Annotated in this window: 19 protein-coding genes and 1 tRNA gene; 16 read left to right on the top strand and 4 right to left on the bottom strand. The window is 32.7% G+C overall.

Annotated elements, in window-relative coordinates; genetic code table 11:
- The first annotated feature begins 18 nt into the window (after positions 1-18).
- Entirely contained in the window at positions 19-1,248 is a 1,230-nt protein-coding gene (locus ACIQ2I_RS01820) for a metallophosphoesterase (protein ID WP_396180729.1), read from the top strand.
- Positions 1,249-1,322: 74 nt separating this feature from the next.
- Positions 1,323-1,619 carry a thioredoxin family protein gene (locus ACIQ2I_RS01815; RefSeq protein WP_396180728.1) on the top strand — a complete coding sequence of 99 codons (297 nt, stop codon included), beginning with the start codon at positions 1,323-1,325 and terminating at the stop codon, positions 1,617-1,619.
- Here the strand turns inward: ACIQ2I_RS01815 and ACIQ2I_RS01810 are convergent.
- Positions 1,616-2,245, bottom strand: a complete 630-nt coding sequence (locus tag ACIQ2I_RS01810; protein ID WP_396180727.1) for a polysaccharide deacetylase family protein — start codon at positions 2,243-2,245, stop codon at positions 1,616-1,618. The two genes, ACIQ2I_RS01815 and ACIQ2I_RS01810, sit on opposite strands and share 4 nt — an antisense overlap.
- 39 nt (positions 2,246-2,284) lie before the next feature.
- Positions 2,285-5,512 (bottom strand): DUF2723 domain-containing protein, encoded by a 3,228-nt coding sequence (locus ACIQ2I_RS01805; RefSeq protein ID WP_396180726.1) that lies wholly within the window; start codon positions 5,510-5,512, stop codon positions 2,285-2,287.
- 140 nt (positions 5,513-5,652) lie between these two features.
- On the opposite strand from ACIQ2I_RS01805, the gene ACIQ2I_RS01800 reads away from it, so the two are divergent.
- Positions 5,653-5,723, top strand: a tRNA-Gln gene (locus ACIQ2I_RS01800).
- Positions 5,724-5,780: 57 nt separating this feature from the next.
- Here ACIQ2I_RS01800 and ACIQ2I_RS01795 read toward each other — a convergent pair.
- The gene (locus tag ACIQ2I_RS01795) at positions 5,781-6,605 is read right to left on the bottom strand and encodes a universal stress protein (RefSeq protein ID WP_396180725.1); all 825 of its coding nucleotides are present in this window, start codon (positions 6,603-6,605) and stop codon (positions 5,781-5,783) included.
- A 179-nt stretch (positions 6,606-6,784) separates the two neighbouring features.
- Between ACIQ2I_RS01795 and rimP the strand changes: the two genes are divergently transcribed.
- The 13 genes from rimP to ACIQ2I_RS01730 all read left to right on the top strand — a co-directional run bounded on the left by rimP (position 6,785) and on the right by ACIQ2I_RS01730 (position 21,573).
- On the top strand, positions 6,785-7,252 hold the full coding sequence (rimP, locus tag ACIQ2I_RS01790) for a ribosome assembly cofactor RimP (RefSeq protein ID WP_396180724.1): 468 nt from the start codon (positions 6,785-6,787) through the stop codon (positions 7,250-7,252).
- A gap of 14 nt (positions 7,253-7,266) precedes the next feature.
- Positions 7,267-8,508, top strand: coding sequence for a transcription termination factor NusA (gene nusA / locus ACIQ2I_RS01785; protein ID WP_396180723.1), 1,242 nt, complete (start codon positions 7,267-7,269; stop codon positions 8,506-8,508).
- 53 nt (positions 8,509-8,561) lie between these two features.
- Entirely contained in the window at positions 8,562-11,381 is a 2,820-nt protein-coding gene (infB, locus tag ACIQ2I_RS01780; protein ID WP_396180722.1) for a translation initiation factor IF-2, read from the top strand.
- A 188-nt stretch (positions 11,382-11,569) separates the two neighbouring features.
- Complete coding sequence (locus ACIQ2I_RS01775) at positions 11,570-12,172, top strand: flavin reductase family protein (protein ID WP_396180721.1); 603 nt, start codon at positions 11,570-11,572, stop codon at positions 12,170-12,172.
- Positions 12,173-12,191: 19 nt separating this feature from the next.
- A complete protein-coding gene (locus ACIQ2I_RS01770) occupies positions 12,192-14,483 on the top strand; it encodes a bifunctional salicylyl-CoA 5-hydroxylase/oxidoreductase (protein ID WP_396180720.1) in 2,292 nt (763 codons plus the stop codon).
- A gap of 77 nt (positions 14,484-14,560) precedes the next feature.
- Entirely contained in the window at positions 14,561-16,138 is a 1,578-nt protein-coding gene (locus tag ACIQ2I_RS01765) for an AMP-binding protein (protein ID WP_396180719.1), read from the top strand.
- 41 nt (positions 16,139-16,179) lie between these two features.
- Positions 16,180-16,596, top strand: a complete 417-nt coding sequence (locus tag ACIQ2I_RS01760; RefSeq protein ID WP_396180718.1) for an acyl-CoA thioesterase — start codon at positions 16,180-16,182, stop codon at positions 16,594-16,596.
- Positions 16,597-16,606: 10 nt separating this feature from the next.
- Positions 16,607-16,969, top strand: coding sequence for a WG repeat-containing protein (locus ACIQ2I_RS01755; protein WP_396180717.1), 363 nt, complete (start codon positions 16,607-16,609; stop codon positions 16,967-16,969).
- Positions 16,970-17,008: 39 nt separating this feature from the next.
- Positions 17,009-17,989 (top strand): carbon-nitrogen hydrolase family protein, encoded by a 981-nt coding sequence (locus ACIQ2I_RS01750; RefSeq protein WP_396180716.1) that lies wholly within the window; start codon positions 17,009-17,011, stop codon positions 17,987-17,989.
- 77 nt (positions 17,990-18,066) lie between these two features.
- Complete coding sequence (locus ACIQ2I_RS01745) at positions 18,067-19,173, top strand: cupin domain-containing protein (RefSeq protein WP_396180715.1); 1,107 nt, start codon at positions 18,067-18,069, stop codon at positions 19,171-19,173.
- A gap of 62 nt (positions 19,174-19,235) precedes the next feature.
- The gene (locus tag ACIQ2I_RS01740) at positions 19,236-20,144 is read left to right on the top strand and encodes a fumarylacetoacetate hydrolase family protein (protein ID WP_396180714.1); all 909 of its coding nucleotides are present in this window, start codon (positions 19,236-19,238) and stop codon (positions 20,142-20,144) included.
- A gap of 66 nt (positions 20,145-20,210) precedes the next feature.
- Positions 20,211-20,732 carry a hypothetical protein gene (locus ACIQ2I_RS01735; RefSeq protein ID WP_396180713.1) on the top strand — a complete coding sequence of 174 codons (522 nt, stop codon included), beginning with the start codon at positions 20,211-20,213 and terminating at the stop codon, positions 20,730-20,732.
- A gap of 94 nt (positions 20,733-20,826) precedes the next feature.
- Complete coding sequence (locus tag ACIQ2I_RS01730; protein ID WP_396180712.1) at positions 20,827-21,573, top strand: Asp/Glu racemase; 747 nt, start codon at positions 20,827-20,829, stop codon at positions 21,571-21,573.
- A 32-nt stretch (positions 21,574-21,605) separates the two neighbouring features.
- On the opposite strand, the gene ACIQ2I_RS01725 is transcribed toward ACIQ2I_RS01730, so the two are convergent.
- A partial coding sequence (locus tag ACIQ2I_RS01725) for a hypothetical protein (protein ID WP_396180711.1) occupies positions 21,606-21,808 on the bottom strand: 203 nt, incomplete at its 5' end.

The following is a 21,808-nucleotide window of genomic DNA, read 5'->3' as shown; positions in this document are numbered from 1 at the left end:
TGTAAAAAATAAAAAAACATGAAAGGTTTAATACCACTTCTTATATTATTAATTGTTGAATTTTATTCGTTCCAAGCAATTAAAACGATTACCAAAAACAAATGGGTTTTAATGATTTACTTAATCATTTCCATCGTTTTGATGCTTTTTATAGTATATTCTTTCATTAATTTTGATAGAGGTAAGGGCCAAAATAAAACTAGTTTATTTGTAATTGGTATGGCTTTACTAATTTATGTTCCTAAAATTTTAATTTTTTTAATTTTATTTATTGAAGATGTTTCACGTTTGGTTGAAGCTACGATTATGAGCTTTGTGGATGAAAATAGGGAACAATTTTTTAGTCCAAGAAGACGATTTGTGAGTCAGATTGCCTTAGGAATTGCAACTATTCCTTTTGCTTCTTTACTTTACGGAATGACTATTGGCAAGTACAATTTTAAAGTAGTGCGGCAACAACTTTTTTTCGATGATTTACCTGAAGAATTTGATGGGATGACGATTACTCAAATTTCAGATATTCATAGCGGCAGTTTTGATGAAGATACCGATAAAATAAAATATGCTGTAGATTTAATTAACCAACAAAACTCTGATTTATTACTTTTTACGGGTGATATTGTAAACACACACGCCAAAGAAATGGATCCTTGGATTGCTACGTTTAAAGGATTGTACCACCCAAAATTCGGTAAATTTTCCATTTTAGGGAATCATGATTATGGAAAATATTTCGATTGGGATTCGGAAAAAGAAGAAATTCAAAATTTCGAAGATGTAAAAAATATTCACAAAAAAATAGATTTTACTTTGTTACTTAATGAGAATGTGAAAATTCAAAAAGGTACTAGTGAAATTGTATTAGTTGGTGTTGAAAATTGGGGTGTACATTTTGGCAAAAAAGGCGATTTAAAAAAGGCAACATCAAATGTTAAACCAGAAGATTTTAAAATTTTGATGAGTCACGATCCAAGTCATTGGGAAAATGAAATAAAAAATCACAGCATACATTATCATTTAACATTATCAGGTCATACACACGGGATGCAATTTGGAATTGAAATTCCAGGTTGGTTCAAATGGAGTCCTGTTCAATATGTTTATAAACAATGGGCAGGATTGTATGAAAATGCAGGCAGATACATTTACGTAAACAGAGGATTTGGCTTTCATGCCTATCCTGGTAGAGTGGGAATTATGCCTGAAATTACGGTAATTGAGTTAAAAAAAACCAAAAAAGAGGCGTAATTGCTTAAAAAATCCGCAATTTTGTTTGATATATTAAAAAAATATATACATTTGTTTAATAAACAATTCGGTCCATGTCGAAATTTGGAGAACTTATAGATGCACAAGTGCCAGTATTAATTGATTTTTTTACGGAATGGCACGAACAATCCATCGTTATGAATGAAACAATTCGTCACGTTGCTGCTGCCTTAGGCGATAAAGCAAAAGTGATTAAAATTGATGTAGATAAAAATAAAGAATTAGCAGAAGCACTTCGTATTAAAGGCCTGCCAACTTTTATGATTTACAAAGACGGTCAAATGGTTTGGAGACAAAGTGGTGAATTTGATGCCAATACTTTGATTTCTCTTATTCAAGAACAAGCTTAGGCGATTTTTTCAAAATTAAATCCTTTACTTTTTAATGTTTCAATGGTTTTTTCTAAACTATTGAGCAAGTTATCTTTTGCCTTATTACTGTCATGAAAAACAATAATACTTCCAGAAGAAACATTTTTTATTACATTTTCATAACACATTTCTGCTGGAATACTTGCGTCATAATCTTTACTTAATACATCCCACATAATTATTTTATAACCTAATTTTCTTAATTTGTAGGATTGCCAAGGTGTAATTTTCCCATAAGGCGGTCTGAAAATCTTTGAATTTTGAATGGTAAATTGTGAATTTAGTTTAATTCTACAAGCTTCTGTATTACTTATGTATGCTTTTGTAGGAGTTTTCCAACCCTTTAAATGACTATACGTATGATTTCCTACAGAATGATGTTTAGAAATAATTTTCTGAACTATTTCTGGATGTTTTCTTACGTTGTCACCAATGCAAAAAAAGGTGGCTTTGATTTGACATTTCTCTAAAATTTCTAAAACTTTTTCCGTGATTTCATGAGTTGGTCCGTCATCAAAAGTTAAATAAATAGTATTATTGGTATTCGGAATTTTCCAAACCTGATTAAAAAAAAGAAATTGTATTATTTTAGGAACTTTTATCATATTAAAAAAGCCACTCAAAGGAATGGCTCATGTATTTGTTTATTCAATTTCTCTTTTATATTCGCCCATCATGTTATTGAAGTTGTTGAATTTTATTCGTTGGGAATTATAAAACGCTACATCTCCATTTTCCTGAGCTAATAATAATAGCGAACGATAAATTTCAATTTCTCTATAAATTTCCATTCGATAAAATGCTTTCTGTTTCTCGGATTGCGAATTAAAAAACGTTATTTTCTCTTGGTATTTTTTAATCAGTTGATTTAATATTTTTCTAGCTGAATCTTTTTTGCCAATTTTATAATATCCTTCTGCAAATGGTTCCACCGTTGTGTAATACTCAAAGTAATCAATTGGCATGTTTTTCATGGCAATTTCAATTACTTTTTCTGCTTTATCAAATTTCTTTTCCTCGATTAACGCTTCCATTAAACGCGAAAGATTGTTTCTGTATGATAATGCATTTTTACGTGTTTCTGGGTCGTGATAAATTTTATCACTTCCAGCATTACCCCATGTCCATTGGTTGATGATTTTAAAGGATTTTTCAGTGTCAATATAACCCATATCGTAGGAGTTTCCTTCTTTTAATTTGGTTCTTATAGGCACTAATTTATATACCATACCGTCTAATTGTAGGTATTCTTTCATCCAAATATAATCATCTGCACCAAAACTTCCTGGAGAGAAATAAATAGGTCGTTTCCAGTTGTTGGCATTAAAAATATCTAACATCAAAATTCGGTTTTTATAAATCGCACCACCTTTTAATTTTAAATCAATTTGTGGGACAATAAAATTGTAATATTTTTTATCTACAACTTTATTTTTGATAATGTTTTGCTTATCAATTTTAATTTTTAAATGCTCACTTGGATAAAAGTGAACAAATTGACCATTTTTCATTTCTTTTTTAGAACGATCGTCTTTTAAGAAATCTAAAGTTAAACCTAAATCTAAGGTATCTGTTGTTCTTTCATTAAATAAACAGTAATTTCTTTTATCGCCTACATATTGATCATGTGTAAACGAAATAGGCAACGCAGCTGATTTATTCGATTTTACTTTCATCTCATCAATATACCAATCAGTTGCTAACAAACTTGTGTTTACAATTCTAACATCCGTACGGTAGCCTTCAATTTCTTGTAAATACCACATTGGAAAAGTGTCATTATCGCCAATTGTAAATAAAATAGCATTAGGTTCGCAGGAATCTAAATAGGCTTTTGCCATCGCTACAGCGGTGTATTTATTGCTTCTATCATGGTCATCCCAGTTTTCGGTTGCCAAAAGTACTGGTGAAGCTAATAAAGTGGTTGCTAATACGGCTGGAAGTGCTACTTTTGGCGATACATATTTTAAAATATATTGATAAATGGCATAAATTCCTACACCAATCCACATCGCAAAAATATAAAAAGAACCTACTAAAGCGTAATCTCTTTCTCTAGGTTCGAAAGGTCTTTCGTTTAAGTAAATTTTTAAAACTAAACCAGTGAATAAAAATAATAGCAGTAAAACATAAAATGATTTCCATTCCTTTTGCGCATGATAAACCATTCCGATAATGGCTAAAATTAAAGGTAAAAAGAAATACGTATTTCTTCCTTTATTGTTTTTCATATCGGTAGTTAATTCGCTTTGATTATCTAAATGTAAGTTGTCAATAAAACTGATTCCGCTTAGCCAATTTCCTTCTAAGCTTTCATAATTTCCTTGTAAATCATTTTGTTTTCCAACGAAATTCCACATTAAATATCTGAAATACATGTATCCAAATTGGTATTCAAACATAAACTTCATGTTGTCTGAAAACGATGGTTTTTCAATGTTTAAATAGTCACCATAATTTTTTAAAAATTCCTCGTATTCGTCTAATCCTATTTTTTTTGATGCAAATTGACTTCTAAAATCAGAAACAATTTCGGTAAATTGTCCTAATTTATCTTCATCCGTTTCGCCAGTTTCTTCATCATAAAAAGCCTCATGATTTACGCTGAATTCAAGCGGTTTGGTAAAGGTCATATAATTTTTGGCGTGTTCTTCGCTCCAAAGTCTTGGTAAAAACGCATTGTGTTTAGAGTTTGGATTATGATTGGCGTTTTTATAATTATTTGTAATGATATATTTTCCACTTTTCTCGTCTCTTTCGTAATTTGGTTTATCATCAGAATACGGATTTTCCTCATCAGCGCCTGCATATGAATTTGAAAACTGTGGACCATAAAATAATTTAGTTTCACCATATTGCTCACGGTTGTAATAGGCTAAAACTTCGGCAGCATCACTAGGTTTGTTCTCGTTTATGTTAATGTTTGAATTAGCTCTAACAGGCAACATAATCCAAGTTGAAAATCCAATTAAAATAAATAACACACTTAATAATAAAGTATTTAATCTTACAAATTCTTTTTTCTTAGTGTAAGCTAAACCAAAATAAAAACCAGCTACAATTAACAAAAAAGCAATAATAGTTCCGGAATTAAAAGGTAATCCCATTGAATTTACTGCAAAAATTTCTGTTTTCGCAAAAAACGATAAAGTGTAAGGTAATAAAAATTTAAAAATAAACATCAAAATCGCCAATATCAGTACATTGGCAATAATAAAGTTTTTAACTGTAATGGTCTTTTGAGTTTTGAAAAAATATAACATTCCAATAGATGGCAAGGTTAATAATGCCAAAAAGTGCACCCCAAAAGAGAGTCCAATTACTAATGAAATTAAAATTACCCATTTATTTCCTCTTTCTGTTTCCAGTTCTTCTTCCCATTTTAGACCCAACCAAAATAATAAGGCAATAAACAAAGAAGCCATTGAATATACTTCAGCTTCTACAGCATTAAACCAAAAACTATCTGTAAACGTATATGATAAGGCAGCAATAAGCGAAGCACCTAAAGTAAGTTTTGAATTATCATTATTCCATTTAGAAGTAGCAATAACTATTTTTCGTATAATTTTAGATGCTGACCAAAACATAAATAATATAGTAAAAGCACTTGAAAATACAGATACCATATTTACTAATAAAGCAATTTGACTGTCATTTGAGGCAAACATCGCAAAAAACGCACCTATCATTTGATATAATGGCGCTCCTGGCGGATGTCCTACTTCTAATTTGGCAGCTGTGGCAATATATTCACCACAATCCCAAAAACTCATTGTTGGTTCTACGGTTAATGTATAGGTAACTAATGCAACTATAAAAGCAAACCAACCTAAGTAGGTATTCCATCTGCTGTAGTTAAATGAAATCATATTTTTACTAAATTAATTTAGATTACAAAGAAACTATTTATTGGAGAGATTACCAATTAATTTTTTCTTTAAAATTATTAAAAAAATATTTGCAGAGAATAAAATATATACTACATTTGCACTCGCAATTGCAGAATAATTGGCTCATGGTGTAATGGTAACACTACTGTTTTTGGTGCAGTCATTCAAGGTTCGAGTCCTTGTGAGCCAACAAAAAATCCCGATGGAAAAATCGGGATTTTTTTATTTTTATTTTTTTAGAAATCTCTTATATTTTAAAAGCAATAACCGGTCTTTTTGCATGATTTACTAAATCCTCAGAAATGCTTCCGTTTAAAAAGTGAGAGATTCCTTTTCTTCCGTGAGTACACACTGCAATTACATCTGAATTAGAGTCTTTTGCAAAATGTAAAATTCCTTTTTCTACATTAATGTCGTTGTAAATGTGGGTAGAATAATCAGAACAGTGAAATTCTTCAATAAAGCTTCTTACTTTTTCTTCAGCAGCTCTGGTTGTGCTAAAATTATTTGGGGTATTTACGTATAATAAATTAATATGAGCTCCGAAATATTTAGCAAAATCAATAACTTTTTCAAAAGGGCTCTTAATTTCACTTGAAAAATTAGAAGCGAAGGTTAGTGTGTCAACTTTAAAATCTGCATCTTCTTTTTTAATTACTAGTACAGGAATTTCTGAATTTCTCACCACTTTTTCAGCATTGGAACCCACAAACATCTCTTGAAACCCGCTAGCGCCATGCGAACCCATTACTACGATATCAGCATGATGCTTTTTTGCGTTTTCCATAATTCCTTCAAAAGCCATATTAAACTGAACGATGCTAGAAACTTTAATACCATTTAAAAAATTTGCATTCTCTAGTTCTTCTAATTTGGCAACAGCCGCATTTTTAAAAAACATTAATTCAGGAATTTCATGCGAGGTATGTACTGCATCATTACCTGAAGTTGATAATTCCAACATGTGTAATAATATTATTTCGCCATTATTTTTTTTGGCAATTTGTGCGGCAACTTTTAAAGCATTTTCGGCATGTTTTGAAAAATCGGTAGGTACTACAATTGTTTTCATTTGTTTAAATTTAATTATTGTTATTTTATAGTATAAAGTTACAATTTTTTTTTGAATTGTTTAACTTTTTTTGAAAAATGAAATATTTGGACATTTAAAAATAAATGTTGTATATTTGCGAAGTTATTTAGTAATTAACAAAATAATGAGGCACGCATTGCGTGCCTCTTTTTATAAAGATGACATTTAAAGAAAAAGTAAAAAATTTGCTTGACAAAGCCTTAGAAGAGAATACACATCTCTTTCTGATTGATTTAGATTTTTCAGAATCAAATAAAATTTCCATTGTTTTAGATGGTGATTTTGGGGTAAATTTACAAGATTGTATCAACGTAAATAAGTTTTTGGATAGCGGATTAGAAGCAGAAGAAGTAGAGTTTTCTATAGAGGTTGCTTCAGCAGGTGTCTCAACACCATTAAAATTAGTTAGACAATATAAAAAAAATATTGGCAGAACTTTAAAAGTTAAAACCATCTCTCAAGGTGATTTTGAGGCCACATTATCTGATGCAGATGCAGAAAACGTTTCGTTATCTTGGAGCGCAAGAGAACCAAAAGAAATTGGTAAAGGGAAAGTAACCGTTCAAAAAACAATCACAATTCCTTACACAGATATAAAAGAAGCAGTAGTAATAATATCATTTTAAAAATAAAGCATACCATGGAGAATATTGCATTAATAGATTCATTTTCAGAATTTAAAGACGACAAACTAATCGACAGAGTTACCTTAATGGCAATTTTGGAAGACGTGTTTAGAAATGCGTTGAAAAAGAAATATGGTTCAGATGACAATTTCGATATTATCATAAATCCAGATAAAGGTGATATGGAAATTTGGAGAAACCGTGTAGTTGTAGCTGATGAAGATTTAGATCTTGAGAACGAAGAAATCACATTGACAGAAGCTAGAAAAATCGAACCTGATTTTGAAATTGGAGAAGAAGTATCTGAAGAAGTAAAATTAATCGATCTAGGTAGAAGGGCTATTTTAGCATTACGCCAAAATTTGATTTCTAAAATTCATGAACATGACAACACCAATCTTTACAAACAATTCAAAGATTTAATTGGTGAAATTTATACCGCCGAAGTACACCATGTACGACCAAAAATGGTGGTTTTAATGGATGATGATGGAAACGAAATTATCTTACCAAAAGAAAAACAAATTCCAAACGATTTCTTTAAAAAAGGAGAAAATGTAAGAGGTATTATCGAAAGCGTAGAGCTTAAAGGAAATAAGCCTCAAATCATAATGTCAAGAACGGCTCCAACTTTCTTAGAAAAATTATTCGAACAAGAAATTCCTGAAGTTTTTGATGGATTAATTACCATAAAAAAAGTTGTTAGAATTCCTGGCGAAAAAGCAAAAGTTGCCGTAGATTCTTATGATGATAGAATTGACCCAGTTGGTGCTTGTGTGGGAATGAAAGGATCTCGTATTCACGGAATTGTTCGCGAATTAGGAAACGAAAATATCGATGTAATTAATTATACGCAAAACATACAATTATACATTACAAGAGCTTTAAGCCCAGCAAAAGTTTCTACTGTAAAAATTGATGAAGAAAATAAAAAAGCAGAAGTTTTCTTAAAAATTGAAGAAGTTTCAAAAGCCATTGGTAGAAACGGACAAAACATTAAATTGGCTAGTCAATTAACTGGTTACGAATTAGATGTAATTCGTGAAGGAATTGTCCAAGAAGAAGATGATGTAGAATTAAGAGAGTTTAGTGATGAAATTGAAGAATGGATTATTGAAGAATTTGAAAAAATTGGTTTAGATACCGCTAGAAGTATTATCGATAAAGATGTTGCAGATTTAGTAAGAAGAACAGATTTAGAAGAAGAAACCATTTTAGATGTTATCAATATCCTAAAACAAGAATTAGATAGCTAATCTACAATTAATTTAGCATCACAACTACACAGAAAATTAAGCAAAAAACATATATGTCTGAAGAAAGAGTAATACGAATAAGTAAAGTTTTAAAAGAATTCAACATTTCACTTGATAGAGCTGTTGACACCTTAAAAGAAAAGGGTCATACCATTGAGCACAGTCCCAATGCAAAAGTTTCTCAATTGGAATTCGACGTCTTATGCAATATTTTTTCGGCCGATAAGGGGAATAAAGTAGCTTCTAAAGAAGTGGGCGAAGAAAAGAAAAAAGAAAAAGAAGCATTAAAACGTGAAATCGAAAAAGAACTCGAAGTGAAACGTATTGCAGAAGAAGAAAGACAAAAACAAGAAATAATAAAAGCCAAAACAGTAGTGACTGCTCCAGTTTCTCTAGGAAAAATTGATTTGAATCCAAAAAAACAAGAAACAATCAAAACAGATAAACCTGTTGGGGCTAAAGATAATAAGGATTCAAAAGTTGAAAAAACAGTTGTTGCAGAAAAAACTTCAGACAAACTTGCTGAAACTAGTAAAAAATCTATTGAAAAAACAAAAGTAAAATCAGAAGAACCTTCAGTACAACCACAAGAATTCAATCCTGATGGCACACCAATTGAAGTAAGACTAGATACACAATACACCAAACTTTCAGGTGCAACTTTCACGGGTCAAACAATTGATTTAGCTCAATTTAATAAACCTAAGAAAAAGAAAGAAGAATTTAAAAAACCAGGAACTCCAGGTGCTTCCTCACCTAAGCCAGGAACCCCAGGTGCAGCAGGCGCTCCAGGTTCAGCAGCAAATAAACGAAAAAGAATCGTTAAACCAGCAACGCCTAACACAGGTGGTACAGGCGGAACCACTCAAGGCGGATTCGTAAAAAGACCTTACCAAGGCGGACAAGGCGGAGGCGGGTTCAAAAAACCAGGTTTTAACAAATCAACACCAATTGTAAAAGTTGAGCCAACGGAAGAAGAAGTAAAAAATCAAATTAAAGAAACTTTAGAAAGATTACAAGGAAAAGGTAATAAATCTAAAGCTGCAAAATATAGAAGAGATAAAAGAGATACGCACCGTCAACGTACTGATGACGATTTAGCGCAACAAGATTTAGAAAGCAAAATCCTGAAAGTAACAGAATTTGTTACGGTTGGTGAAATTGCAACTATGATGGATGTGCCAATTACAAAAGTAATCGGAACATGTATGTCGTTAGGAATAATGGTTACCATGAACCAACGTTTAGATGCTGAAACATTAACTATTGTTGCAGATGAATTTGGTTACGAAATGCAATTTATCACTACAGATATTGAAGAAAACGCAGTAATTATTGAGGATACTGAAGAAGAATTAGAATTCAGAGCACCAATTGTAACTGTTATGGGTCACGTCGATCATGGTAAAACATCGTTATTAGATTATGTTCGTAAAGCAAATGTTATTGCTGGAGAATCTGGTGGAATTACTCAACATATTGGCGCTTACGGAGTAACTTTAGATGGTGGTCAAAAAATCGCTTTCTTAGACACACCTGGTCACGAAGCCTTTACAGCTATGCGTGCTCGTGGTGCTCAAGTTACCGATATTGCAATTATTGTAGTTGCTGCCGACGACGACATCATGCCACAAACAAAAGAAGCAATTTCTCATGCACAAGCAGCTGGTGTTCCAATGATTTTTGCCATCAATAAAGTGGATAAACCAAATGCAAATCCTGAGAAAATTAAAGAACAATTAGCAGGTATGAATTTACTTGTTGAAGATTGGGGTGGAAAATACCAATCTCATGATATCTCAGCAAAATTCGGACAAGGAATTCCAGAATTATTAGAAAAAGTATTATTAGAAGCTGAAATTCTTGAACTAAAAGCAAACCCAAATAAACCAGCACAAGGTACGGTTGTAGAAGCACAATTAGACAAAGGTCGTGGTTATGTTTCTACGATATTAGTACAAGCAGGAACTTTAAAAATTGGTGACTACATGTTGGCTGGTAAAAATCATGGTAAAATTCGTGCCATGTTTGATGAAAGAGGAAATACTGTAAAAATTGCAGGGCCTTCAACACCAGTATCTGTATTAGGTTTAGACGGAGCGCCAACTGCTGGAGATAAATTTAATGTTTATGAAGACGAAAGAGAAGCCAAACAAATTGCAACAAAACGGGCACAATTAGCTCGTGAGCAATCTGTTCGTACACAAAAACATATTACACTTTCAGAAATTGGACGTCGTATTGCTTTAGGTCAGTTTAAGGAATTAAACATTATCCTTAAAGGAGACGTGGATGGTTCAGTAGAAGCACTATCTGATTCATTCTCTAAATTATCAACAGAAGAAATTCAAATTAACATCATTCATAAAGGAGTTGGAGCGATTACAGAATCAGACGTATTATTAGCTTCTGCTTCAGATGCAATTATTATCGGATTTAATGTTCGTCCAGCAGGAAATGCAAAAGCATTAGCAGACAAAGAAGAAATTGATATCCGTAATTATTCTATTATTTACGCAGCTATCGACGATTTAAAAGATGCAATGGAAGGCATGCTTTCTCCAGAATTAAAAGAAGAAATTACTGGAACTGCAGAAATTAGAGAATTGTTTAAAGTATCTAAAATTGGTACAATTGCTGGATGTATGATTACAGATGGTAAAGTAATTCGTAACAACAGAATCCGATTAATTAGAGAGGGTGTTGTAATTTTCACAGGAGAATTAGTGGCTTTAAAACGTTTCAAAGACGATGTAAAAGAAGTGGCTAAAGGATACGATTGTGGTATGCAAATTAAAGGATACAATGATATTAAAGAATTAGATATTATTGAAAGTTTCCACGAAATTGAAATCAAAAAGAAATTAAAATAAAATTTATTTAAAATATATAATCCCAATGAAAATTGGGATTTTTTTTGTTTTATAAATTTTTATTCACTTTAATTTATTGAAAATAAATAAAATAGAAATCATTAGAAAATCTTTAAACATTAAACGTAAAAAAATATAATAATTTGTTTTTTTTAACTTATTTTTGAAGATACTAATATAAACTTCAAATGCAATTCGACATTCAAAACACCGAATCTTCGGCTTTATATAAATTATTGACAGGAACTGTCATTCCAAGACCTATCGCTTGGGTAGCCACTGTTGATGAAAATGGAATTGATAATTTGGCGCCGTTTTCCTTTTTTAATGTAGTGAGTGAAGATCCGCCGCACATTATGTTTTCAACGGTTCGAACGGGTAATAAAAATAAAGACACATTAAATAATATTTTAGCAAATAAGCAATTTGTAGTCAATTTAGTTACTGAAGATGTTGTAGAGCAAATGAATACTACTTCTCAAAGTGTTGCGCCAAATATCAACGAATTTGAATTGGCAAACGTAACTCCAATAGAATCCATTTACATTAAACCAAAACGAGTAAAAGAAAGTTTGGTACAATTTGAATGTGAAATGGTGCATCATTATTTTATCGAAAACCATCAAAATGGTGGCGCGTGCATCATTATCGGAAAAATTATTACGATGCATGTTGACGACTCAATTTTGCTGGAAAATCATAAAATAGATTTAGAAAAATACCAACCTGTTGCCCGTTTAGCAGGTTCAAATTACAGTAAATTAGGAGAAATATTCTCAATTAAAAGATAATTTTATTATCAATTAAAATATGAAAATAACAGTTATTGGTGGTGGTCCTGGCGGACTTTACTTTTCGATTTTAACCAAAAAAGCAATGCCGCATTGCCAAATCGACATTTATGAACGCAATAAGCCCGATGATAGTTTTGGATTTGGTGTTGTGTTTTCAGATGAAACCTTAGGCGAATTCTTAAAACGCGACATGCAATCGTATGAATTAATTCGAAGTAAATTTGCCTATTGGGATGACATCATAATTGCTAGAGATGTAGAATCCGTTAATATTGCTGGAAATGGGTTTTGCGGTTGTTCTAGAAAAACGCTACTGCAATTATTGCAACAACGTTGTTTGGAAGAAGGCGTAAATTTGCATTTCGAACAAAATGTAGATGATTTATCTCAATTTGCAGATTCCGATATTATTCTGGCAACAGACGGAATTGGAAGTGCTATTCGCACACAATATCAAAAAGAATTTGGAACAAAAGTAGAATTAAAAAAGAACCGTTTTGTCTGGATGGGTTCCACAAAACCGTTGGACGCTTTTACTTATTTTTTCAGAAGTACGCCTCACGGAACCATCGTGGCGCATTCCTATCAATACGAAGAAGGAATGAGTACTTGGATTTTTGAATGTAGTGACGAAACCTGGCAAAAACATGGTTTTGAAGTTACTAACGAAGATGATACCATGGCAAAAATTGCCGAAATCTTCGCAGCAGAATTAGATGGTCACCCATTAATTTCAAATAAATCACATTGGCGTCAGTTTCCTCATGTTACGAATCAAAATTGGTACTATAACAACATTGTTTTATTAGGTGACGCCAAAGCTACAGCCCATTATTCTATTGGTTCAGGAACAAAATTAGCCATGGACAGCGCAATTGGATTATCAGATGCGGTAATTGCCAATCAAAACGATGTACAAGCAGCATTTGCACAATATAATAAAACCCGAAGGAATACTGTTGAAATGATTCAATATGCAGCCGTCGTTTCGTTGGATTGGTTTGAGAATATGGATCGTCACATGCAGCATTCATTTCAACAATTTGCTTTTGGTTGCATGACTCGTTCTAAAAAAGTAACGTATGAGAATTTACGCCTAAGAGATGCTACTTTTACAGATAAAGTTTTGAAAGAATTTAACGACAAATGTCATGCTGAACTTGTTTCAACATCTCCAGCTTTTACTAAATTCAAAATAAGAAATTTAGAGTTACAAAACCGAATAGTAATGTCGCCAATGGGTCAATATTTAGCTGAAAATGGTCTAGTAAACGATTGGCATTTTCAACATTATACTTCAAGAGCTCTTGGCGGTTTAGGATTAATATTAACAGAAATGACTGCCGTTTCTGAAACCGGAAGAATTACTGAAGGCTGCGCCGGAATTTATAATGAAAAACAAGTTAACGCGTGGAAACGAATTACTGATTTTATTCACCAATATACCCAAACCAAAATCGGAATGCAATTAGGACATTCAGGAAGAAAAGGCTCTTCAAAAATGCCTTGGCAAGAACAATTTCAGGTTGAAAAATGGGAGTTACTTTCTGCTTCTGCCATTCCATTTAATAAAAATTCAGCTTGTCCAAAAGAAATGACTTTGGAAGACATGCAACTTGTCAAAAATCAATTTGTACATGCCGCAAAAAATGCTAACGAAGCAGGTTTTGACATGATTGAATTACAAGCGCATCACGGATTTTTATTAGCTTCTTTTTTGTCACCGTTAACCAATATTCGTTCCGATGAATTTGGTGGAAGTGTTGAAAATCGATTAAAATATCCGTTAGAAGTTTTTTCAGCTATTCGTGAAGTTTTCCCTTCTGAAAAGCCAATTTCTGTTCGAATATCAGCAACCGATTGGGCAGAAAACGGAATTTCAGAACAAGATGTTTTGGTAATTTCGGAAGCATTTAAAAAAGCGGGTGCGGATATCATCAATGTTTCCACAGGAAATACAGTTGCTGACCAAAAACCACAAACCGGCAGAATGTGGCAAACGCCTTTCTCAGATGCGGTACGAAATACGGTTCATATTCCAACAATAACTGCTGGATATATTCAAGATTTAGATCAAATTAATACGATTATTTTAAACGGAAGAGCCGATTTAGTGGCACTTGGAAGGCCTTTATTATTGGATGCAAATTTTGTAAGAAATGCACAAGCGTATGAACAATTTCAAGCGAATGATATTCCAAATCCTTATAAAATGGGCATTTCACATTTGTATCCATTAAAAGCTGCCGAAAGAAAACAAGCAGAAGGCATGAAAAAAGCGTTGAAACCGAAGAGTAATAAATTATAAATATTAAAAAAACAAAAGCCAAATTCCAATAAATTAAAAATTTGGAATTTGGAATTTTTAAATTTGGAATTTTCAAAATGAATCAGTACATAGATAATTTCGCACACAACTTATTGCCAAGTATCGATTTACAACCTAATTATTTTCAAGGTTTATATGAAATTGATATATTGAATTGCGTCGACAAATTATTAGACAATCACATCAAAGAAGGTAGAGGAAATGCTATTTGCATTCGAACTTTTGAGGAAACCTGGACGTATCAAGATTTGTATGAAAAAGCCAATCAAATTGCACATGTTTTAGTCGAAGATTTAAGTTTACAATCAGGCAACCGCGTGTTATTGCGTTCGGCGAATAACCCAATGATGGTCGCGTGTTGGTTTGCGGTTTTAAAAGCAGGCGGAATTGTCGTTGCCACAATGCCATTACTTCGTGCTAAAGAAATAACAACCATTATTGATTGTGCTGAAATTTCTCACGCCTTTTGCGATAGCGATTTGGCCGAGGAAATGAATTTAGTAACTTCTGATTTTCTAAAACACAGCTGTTTTTATAGAAATTCCGATTTAGAAAAGTTAATGGCATCCAAACCAAAAACATTCGACAATTATCCCTCAAAATCTGATGATGTGGCACTAATTGGCTTTACTTCGGGTACCACAGGTTTGCCAAAAATGACGGCACATTATCATAAAGATATTTTAAATATTTGCGAAGCATTTCCAAATTATTCGTTGCAACCTACTTCAAATGACATTTTTATTGGAAGTCCGCCCATTGGTTTCACTTTTGGTTTAGGTGGATTGGTATTGTTTCCCATGTATTTTGGGGCTTCTACCTTTTTAATCGAAAAACCAAGTCCAGACGTGTTGTTAAAAGCCATTCAAGATTATAAAATCACAATTTGTTTTACTGCGCCAACCGCTTGGCGAGTTATTACAACAAAAATTCAAGACTTCGATATTTCGAGTTTACGAAAATGTGTTTCTGCAGGTGAAACTTTGCCTTTGAAGGTTTGGCAAGATTGGTATAATGCGACAGGACTAAAAATTATTGATGGCATTGGTGCTACCGAAATGTTACATATTTTTATTTCGTCCAACGAAGAAAACATGAAACCAGGCGCAACTGGAAAAGCCATAACGGGTTACGAAGCTAAAATTATTGACCAACAGGGCAACGAATTACCAATAAATGAAACTGGAAGATTAGCGGTGCGAGGAATTACAGGTTGTAAATATCTGAATCGAGAAGAAAAACAACGAGAATACGTTGAAAACGGCTGGAATATAACAGGCGATATTTTCCGTCAAGATGACGAAGGGTATTTTCATTTTGTCGCACGTGGCGATGATATGATTATTTCTTCGGGTTATAATATTGCAGCAATTGAAGTAGAATCCGTACTTTTAACTCATGAAAATATTTTAGAATGTGCCGTTGTGGGTTTACCCGATGAAGAACGAGGTATGTTGGTTTGTGCGCATATTGTTTTAAAAGAACAAGAAACGGCAGATGAAGCCTTAAAAATTCAGATTCAAAATTGGTTTAAAAATTCGGCAGCACCTTATAAATATCCAAGAGTGATTCATTTTGTGGATTGTTTGCCAAAAACAGAAACTGGTAAAATTCAACGATTTAAGTTAAAATAATTAGTGCTAATTTTGTAATTAGTGTTTAAAATAACAGAAATATGCAATTTATAAAACAAGAAAAAGTTCGTTTCCAACATATAGATTATGCAGGAATTGTTTTCTATCCGAGATTTTTAGAAATGTTAAATGGTTTAGTTGAAGATTGGTTTGAAGAAGCCTTAGACCGACCTTTTTCAAAAATGCACGAAACCAATGGTATTCCAACAGTTGATTTAAAAATTCAATTCAAAAATGCTGCACGTTTGGGCGAAATCTTAACTAAAAAACTTTGGGTAAAAGAGTTGAAAAACTCGTCTATTCTTTGCGGATTTGAGTTTGAAAACGAAAGTAATAGTTTGGTTTTAGAAGGTGAAGTTACTTTGGTAAACGTAGCTTTCAACGCAGAAAGAAACGGCATCAAATCTGAACCTTTTTCAGAAGAAATGAAGAAAAATATTTTAAATTTTAAATTTTAAATTACTAATTATGAAAAGTATAGGATTTACATTAGTGTTGTTTTTGACAATAAACTGTTTTGCTCAAAGTTCAACTTCACATTACAAAAAAGTGTATAAAATTGATGCTCATCATCAAGATTGGGCATTAGTAAAAACAGTTGCTAATACTTATGGTTTTATAGATAAGAGCGGAAAAGAAATTGTGCAAGCCATCTATTCTAGAATTTATAATTTTGAAATTCAAAAAGATGGAAAAAAATACGCAATGATTAAAAATGTTGCAGGTGCTTTTGGTTATATCGATGAAAACGGAAAAGAAATTGTTGAAGGGATTCATTGGAAGAAAGAAGAAGCGATTCAAAAATTAAATTATTATTTCACTTCAAAGTAAATTCGTAATTCGTAATTTTCAATTTGTAATTAAATAACTATGGAATTCAAAAAATTTAAAGCCGCAACCGTTCAAACCTCACCTGTGTTTCTTAATGTTGAAAAAACAGTTGATAAAGCGATTTCTTTTATTAAAGAAGCGGCCTCAAACCAAGCAAAACTTATTGCTTTTCCAGAAGTATTTATTTCTGGATATCCCTATTGGAATTGGATCATGACGCCTGTTCAAGGTAGTAAATGGTACGAAGAATTATATAAAAATTCAGTAGATATTGCAGGACCTGAAATTCAGAAATTGTGTTTGGCAGCTAAAGAAAACGATATGCATGTTGTTATAGGCATCAACGAAAGAGGTTCAAGCTTTGGCGAAATTTACAATACCAATTTAATTATCGATAACAAAGGCGTTATCATCGGTAAACACAGAAAGTTAGTGCCAACATGGGCTGAAAAGTTGACTTGGACTTCAGGAGATGGCTCGTCATTAAAAGTATACGATACCGAAATAGGACCTATCGGAACATTAGCTTGTGGTGAAAACACGAATACGTTGGCTCGATTTGCATTGCTCGCTCAAGGCGAATTGATTCATATTGCTAATTACATTTCGCTTCCGGTCGCGCCACCAGATTATGATATGGCTGAAGCGATAAAAATTCGTGCCGCAGCGCATTCTTTTGAAGGGAAATTATTTACAATTGTTTCGTGTTCCACTATTTCTCTAGAAATAAAAGATGCGCTTCGTGCTGATGTGCCAAATGTTGATGCATTATTAGATAGAAAAAGTTCAGCTTTTTCTGGATTTATTGGACCAAATGGCGCCCTCATCGGGCAACCACTAATTGATGAGGAAGGACTTGTTTACGCTGAAATTGACTTAGAAAAGTGCATCCAACCGAAACAAATGCACGATATTTTAGGGCATTATAACCGATTTGATATTTTTGATTTACGAGTAAACACAGCGCCAACAAGAAATATTACTTTTATAGACAATCACGACGAGTTTAATAAAAAATAGTCAAAAGTTGAAAGTCAAAAGAGAAAAGTCACCAATTACTCTTTAGACTTTAGACATTAGACTTTAAGACTAAAATTATGGAAGCAAAACATTCAGACGATCAAATTGGAAGAGCACGAGTTCAAAACACTCCCGAACTTGAAGCGTATTATAAAGAATTGGAAACATTAGGTGCAGGCGCTTTATGGACAGTTGCTAATGATATTGAGCCATGGGAACCGCGTTCGTCATCAGTACCCATGCTTTGGAAATATGATGATTTACGCGAATTGGTTTTAAAATCATCTGAATTAGTTACTCCCGAACAAGCAGGAAGACGTGTCGTATATTTGGTAAACGACAAACGTAAAGATGTTTCGGCAGCCGTAGGTTGGTTGTACACTGGAATTCAAGTTACAAGACCTGGCGAAAGCACTTCGGCACATCGTCACAAAGCTTCAGCATTGCGATTTATCATGGAAGGCGAAGGCGGTTATACCGTTGTAGATGGCAATAAAATTACATTTGAAGTCAATGATTTCGTGATTACACCTAATTCCACTTGGCACGAACATGGCGTTGCAGAAGGCGGAAAAACCTGTATATGGCAAGATGGTTTGGATATTCCTTTAGTAAATGCTTTAGAAGCGAATGATTATGCGGTTTATGATGGCAAACAAGAAATAATAAAACCAATAAATTATTCACCAATAATGTACGGTTGTGCAGGATTAATTCCAGCTGATAAAATCTGGGACAAACCTTATTCACCCTTATTCAAATATTCTTGGAAAAACGTATATCCAGCTCTTTTAGAAGCTCAAAAAGTGAATGAAATTAATCCGTTTGATGGAATTTTTATGCAATATTCTAATCCCTTAACAGGCGGTCACGTCATGCAAACCATGGGGGCAGCGATGCAATTATTACCAGCCGGTTTCAAAGGAAAAGCACACAAGCATACTGGTTCGTTTGTATATCAATGTGCGAAAGGAAAAGGATTTTCTATCATCAACGGACAACGTTTCGATTGGAAGGAAAGAGATATTTTCTGTGTTCCGAGTTGGGCTTGGCACGAACATCATAACTTATCCGAAACTGAAGATGCTTGTCTTTTTCAATTCAACGATTTGCCAGTAATTGAAAGTTTAGGTTTATTTCAATCAAGAGATTTAGAAGAGAATGATGGATATCAACAAATATAATAACAATATCAAAAATCAATAATAAACTTTTCTACTTAGCAACTCTGAAACTTAACAAAAACATGAAATTACTTACCTACAAAACACAAGACACTGAGTCACGTTTAGGCTTTATTCATAACAATCAAGTCATTGACATGGAAGATTTTGGCGACATATCTAATTTTCCATTACCTAACGATATGTTGGAGTTAATCGATATGGGTTTTGAAATTATTGCTGAAATAAGCGAATTAATTTCGGAAACACCAGAAAATTTCTTCGAAGAAATCGCTTATGAAATGAGCGAAGTTATAATTCTAGCACCCATCGAAAAACCAAGAAAAAACATCATCGGAATTGGATTAAATTACACCGAACACGTGGCAGAAAGTGCACGCGGTTTAGATACCACTGGAAAATTACCAACAAAACCAATTATTTTCTCCAAACCACCTACAACGGTAACGGCTACAAATACGGAAATAATAAAAAACACAAAATTAACTTCACAATTAGATTGGGAATGTGAATTGGCTGTTGTGATTGCTAAAAAAGGAAAATATGTAGCTAAAAAAGATGCAATGGATTATGTTTTTGGTTACACCGTAATTAATGATATATCTGCTCGTGATTGCCGTAGAGAAGGCCAATGGATTGTATCTAAAGGGCAAGATACTTTTGCACCAATGGGTCCATTTTTAGTTACGAAAGACGAAATAGAAAACCCACATAACTTGAATTTATCTTTAAAAGTAAATGGTGTGGAAAAACAAAATTCGAATACCAAATTTATGCTTTTCAATATCAATGATTTAATTGAAGATTTGAGCATCGTGTTTACCATAGAAGCAGGCGACATCATCGCAACAGGAACTCCAGCAGGTGTTGGCGCAGGAAGAAACCCACAAGAATGGTTGCATAATGGAGATTTGGTGGAAGCCACTGTGGAAGGCATTGGAACAATTGTAAACAAGATAAGAGAAATATAAACTAGAGTATTCAGTAGAATTTATTTCAGTATCACAATCTTTTAAATTTAAACATATTATATTCTAATGAAAAAGTTTTTTAATATTTTACTTTTTACATCACAAATTATTTTTTCTCAAGATGTTCTAAAAAATTCTTTTGACGATATTTGTCAATCAAATGGGTTAATTATTCTTAAAGAGACTAATGAATTGTTTACAGGTGCTGTTGAATTTTATAAAGATGAAAAATTCTTAAATCATAAATTAAATTATAAAGAAGGTTATCTCGAATCTGAGATCTACTTTCACAAGAAGCCAAATCATTTAAAACCCTTTTATGAATTTATTTATCATAAAGAAAAAAGTAATCCAGAGACAAAAAAATTTACAGTTGCAATTATAAATCATTATCATAGAAATGGAATCTTAAGACATAATAAAGTATTTTCAAAAAACGGAAAATTAGTAAAAAGTACATATTTTACTAAAGATGGTAAAATAAAATCATATTGTGAATACAAAGAAGGAGTTAAACACGGGAAGTATGTATATTACAGAAAGGATAGAGAATGTGTAACGTTTTATGAAAATGGAAAAAAAATCTAACTAAATAAAATTTTATTACTGAAATAGTTCATCTGAGTTAATAATTTTTTCATTATTTAATATCTTTTAAACTCTAATACATAAACAAATAAACATGAAATACAGAATAGGACAAATAGTTCCATCCTCAAACGTAACGATGGAAACCGAAATACCAGCCATTTTTCGTTCACGTGAAACCATTTTACCAGAACGCTTTACCTTTCACAGCAGTAGAATGCGTATGAAAAAAGTAACCAAAGAAGAATTGGAAGCCATGGACGCGATGAGTTTGAAATGTGCGCAAGAATTGTCCGATGCTCACGTAGATGTTATGGGTTATGCCTGTTTGGTTGCCATTATGAGTATGGGTCGCGGTTATCATTGCGTTTCAGAAGTAAATTTACATCAAGAAACAATTGCTAACGATTTCCCGACGCCAATTGTAACTTCCGCGGGTGCTTTAATTAATGGATTAAAGGTTTTGGGTGCGAAACAAATTTCAATTATTACACCTTATATGCGCCCATTAACCGATATGGTGGTGGATTATATCGAAAATCAAGGCATCAAAGTAAAACAAAGTATTGCTTTAGAAATTCCAGATAATTTGGAAGTAGCTGCGCAAAATCCAATGAATTTATTGGAAATTTACAAGCAATTAGATTTAACGGATGTTGATGTTTTAGTTGCTTCAGCTTGTGTACAAATGCCATCATTGGAAGCGATTGATTTAATTCAAGCTGAATGTGGTATTCCGGTTACTTCAGCAGCTGTTTGTACCACTTATGAAATGATGAAAAAACTTGGCATCGAAGCTAAATCGGCAATTGGCGGGGAATTACTAAGTGGAAAATATTAAAAATTGGCATTTTGTTTTGAATATTGAATGTTTTAAAAACTATATTTTGCTCCTCCATAAATATTTCTTCCTGCAGCATTAATTCCTGATGCAAAATTTCTGTACTGAGTGTCTAATATGTTTTCAATTCCTGTAAATAAAGTAAATCCTTCCATTGTTTTAGTAGCGGCTTTAAAATTATACGTCTCCCAAGCTGGCATGCCATTAGCTGGAGCATAATTTAAGTTGTCTTCGC

Source organism: Flavobacterium sp., from assembly GCF_044368995.1.
In the GTDB taxonomy this organism is placed as follows: domain Bacteria; phylum Bacteroidota; class Bacteroidia; order Flavobacteriales; family Flavobacteriaceae; genus Flavobacterium.
This window is presented reverse-complemented; position numbering and strand designations above follow the sequence as displayed.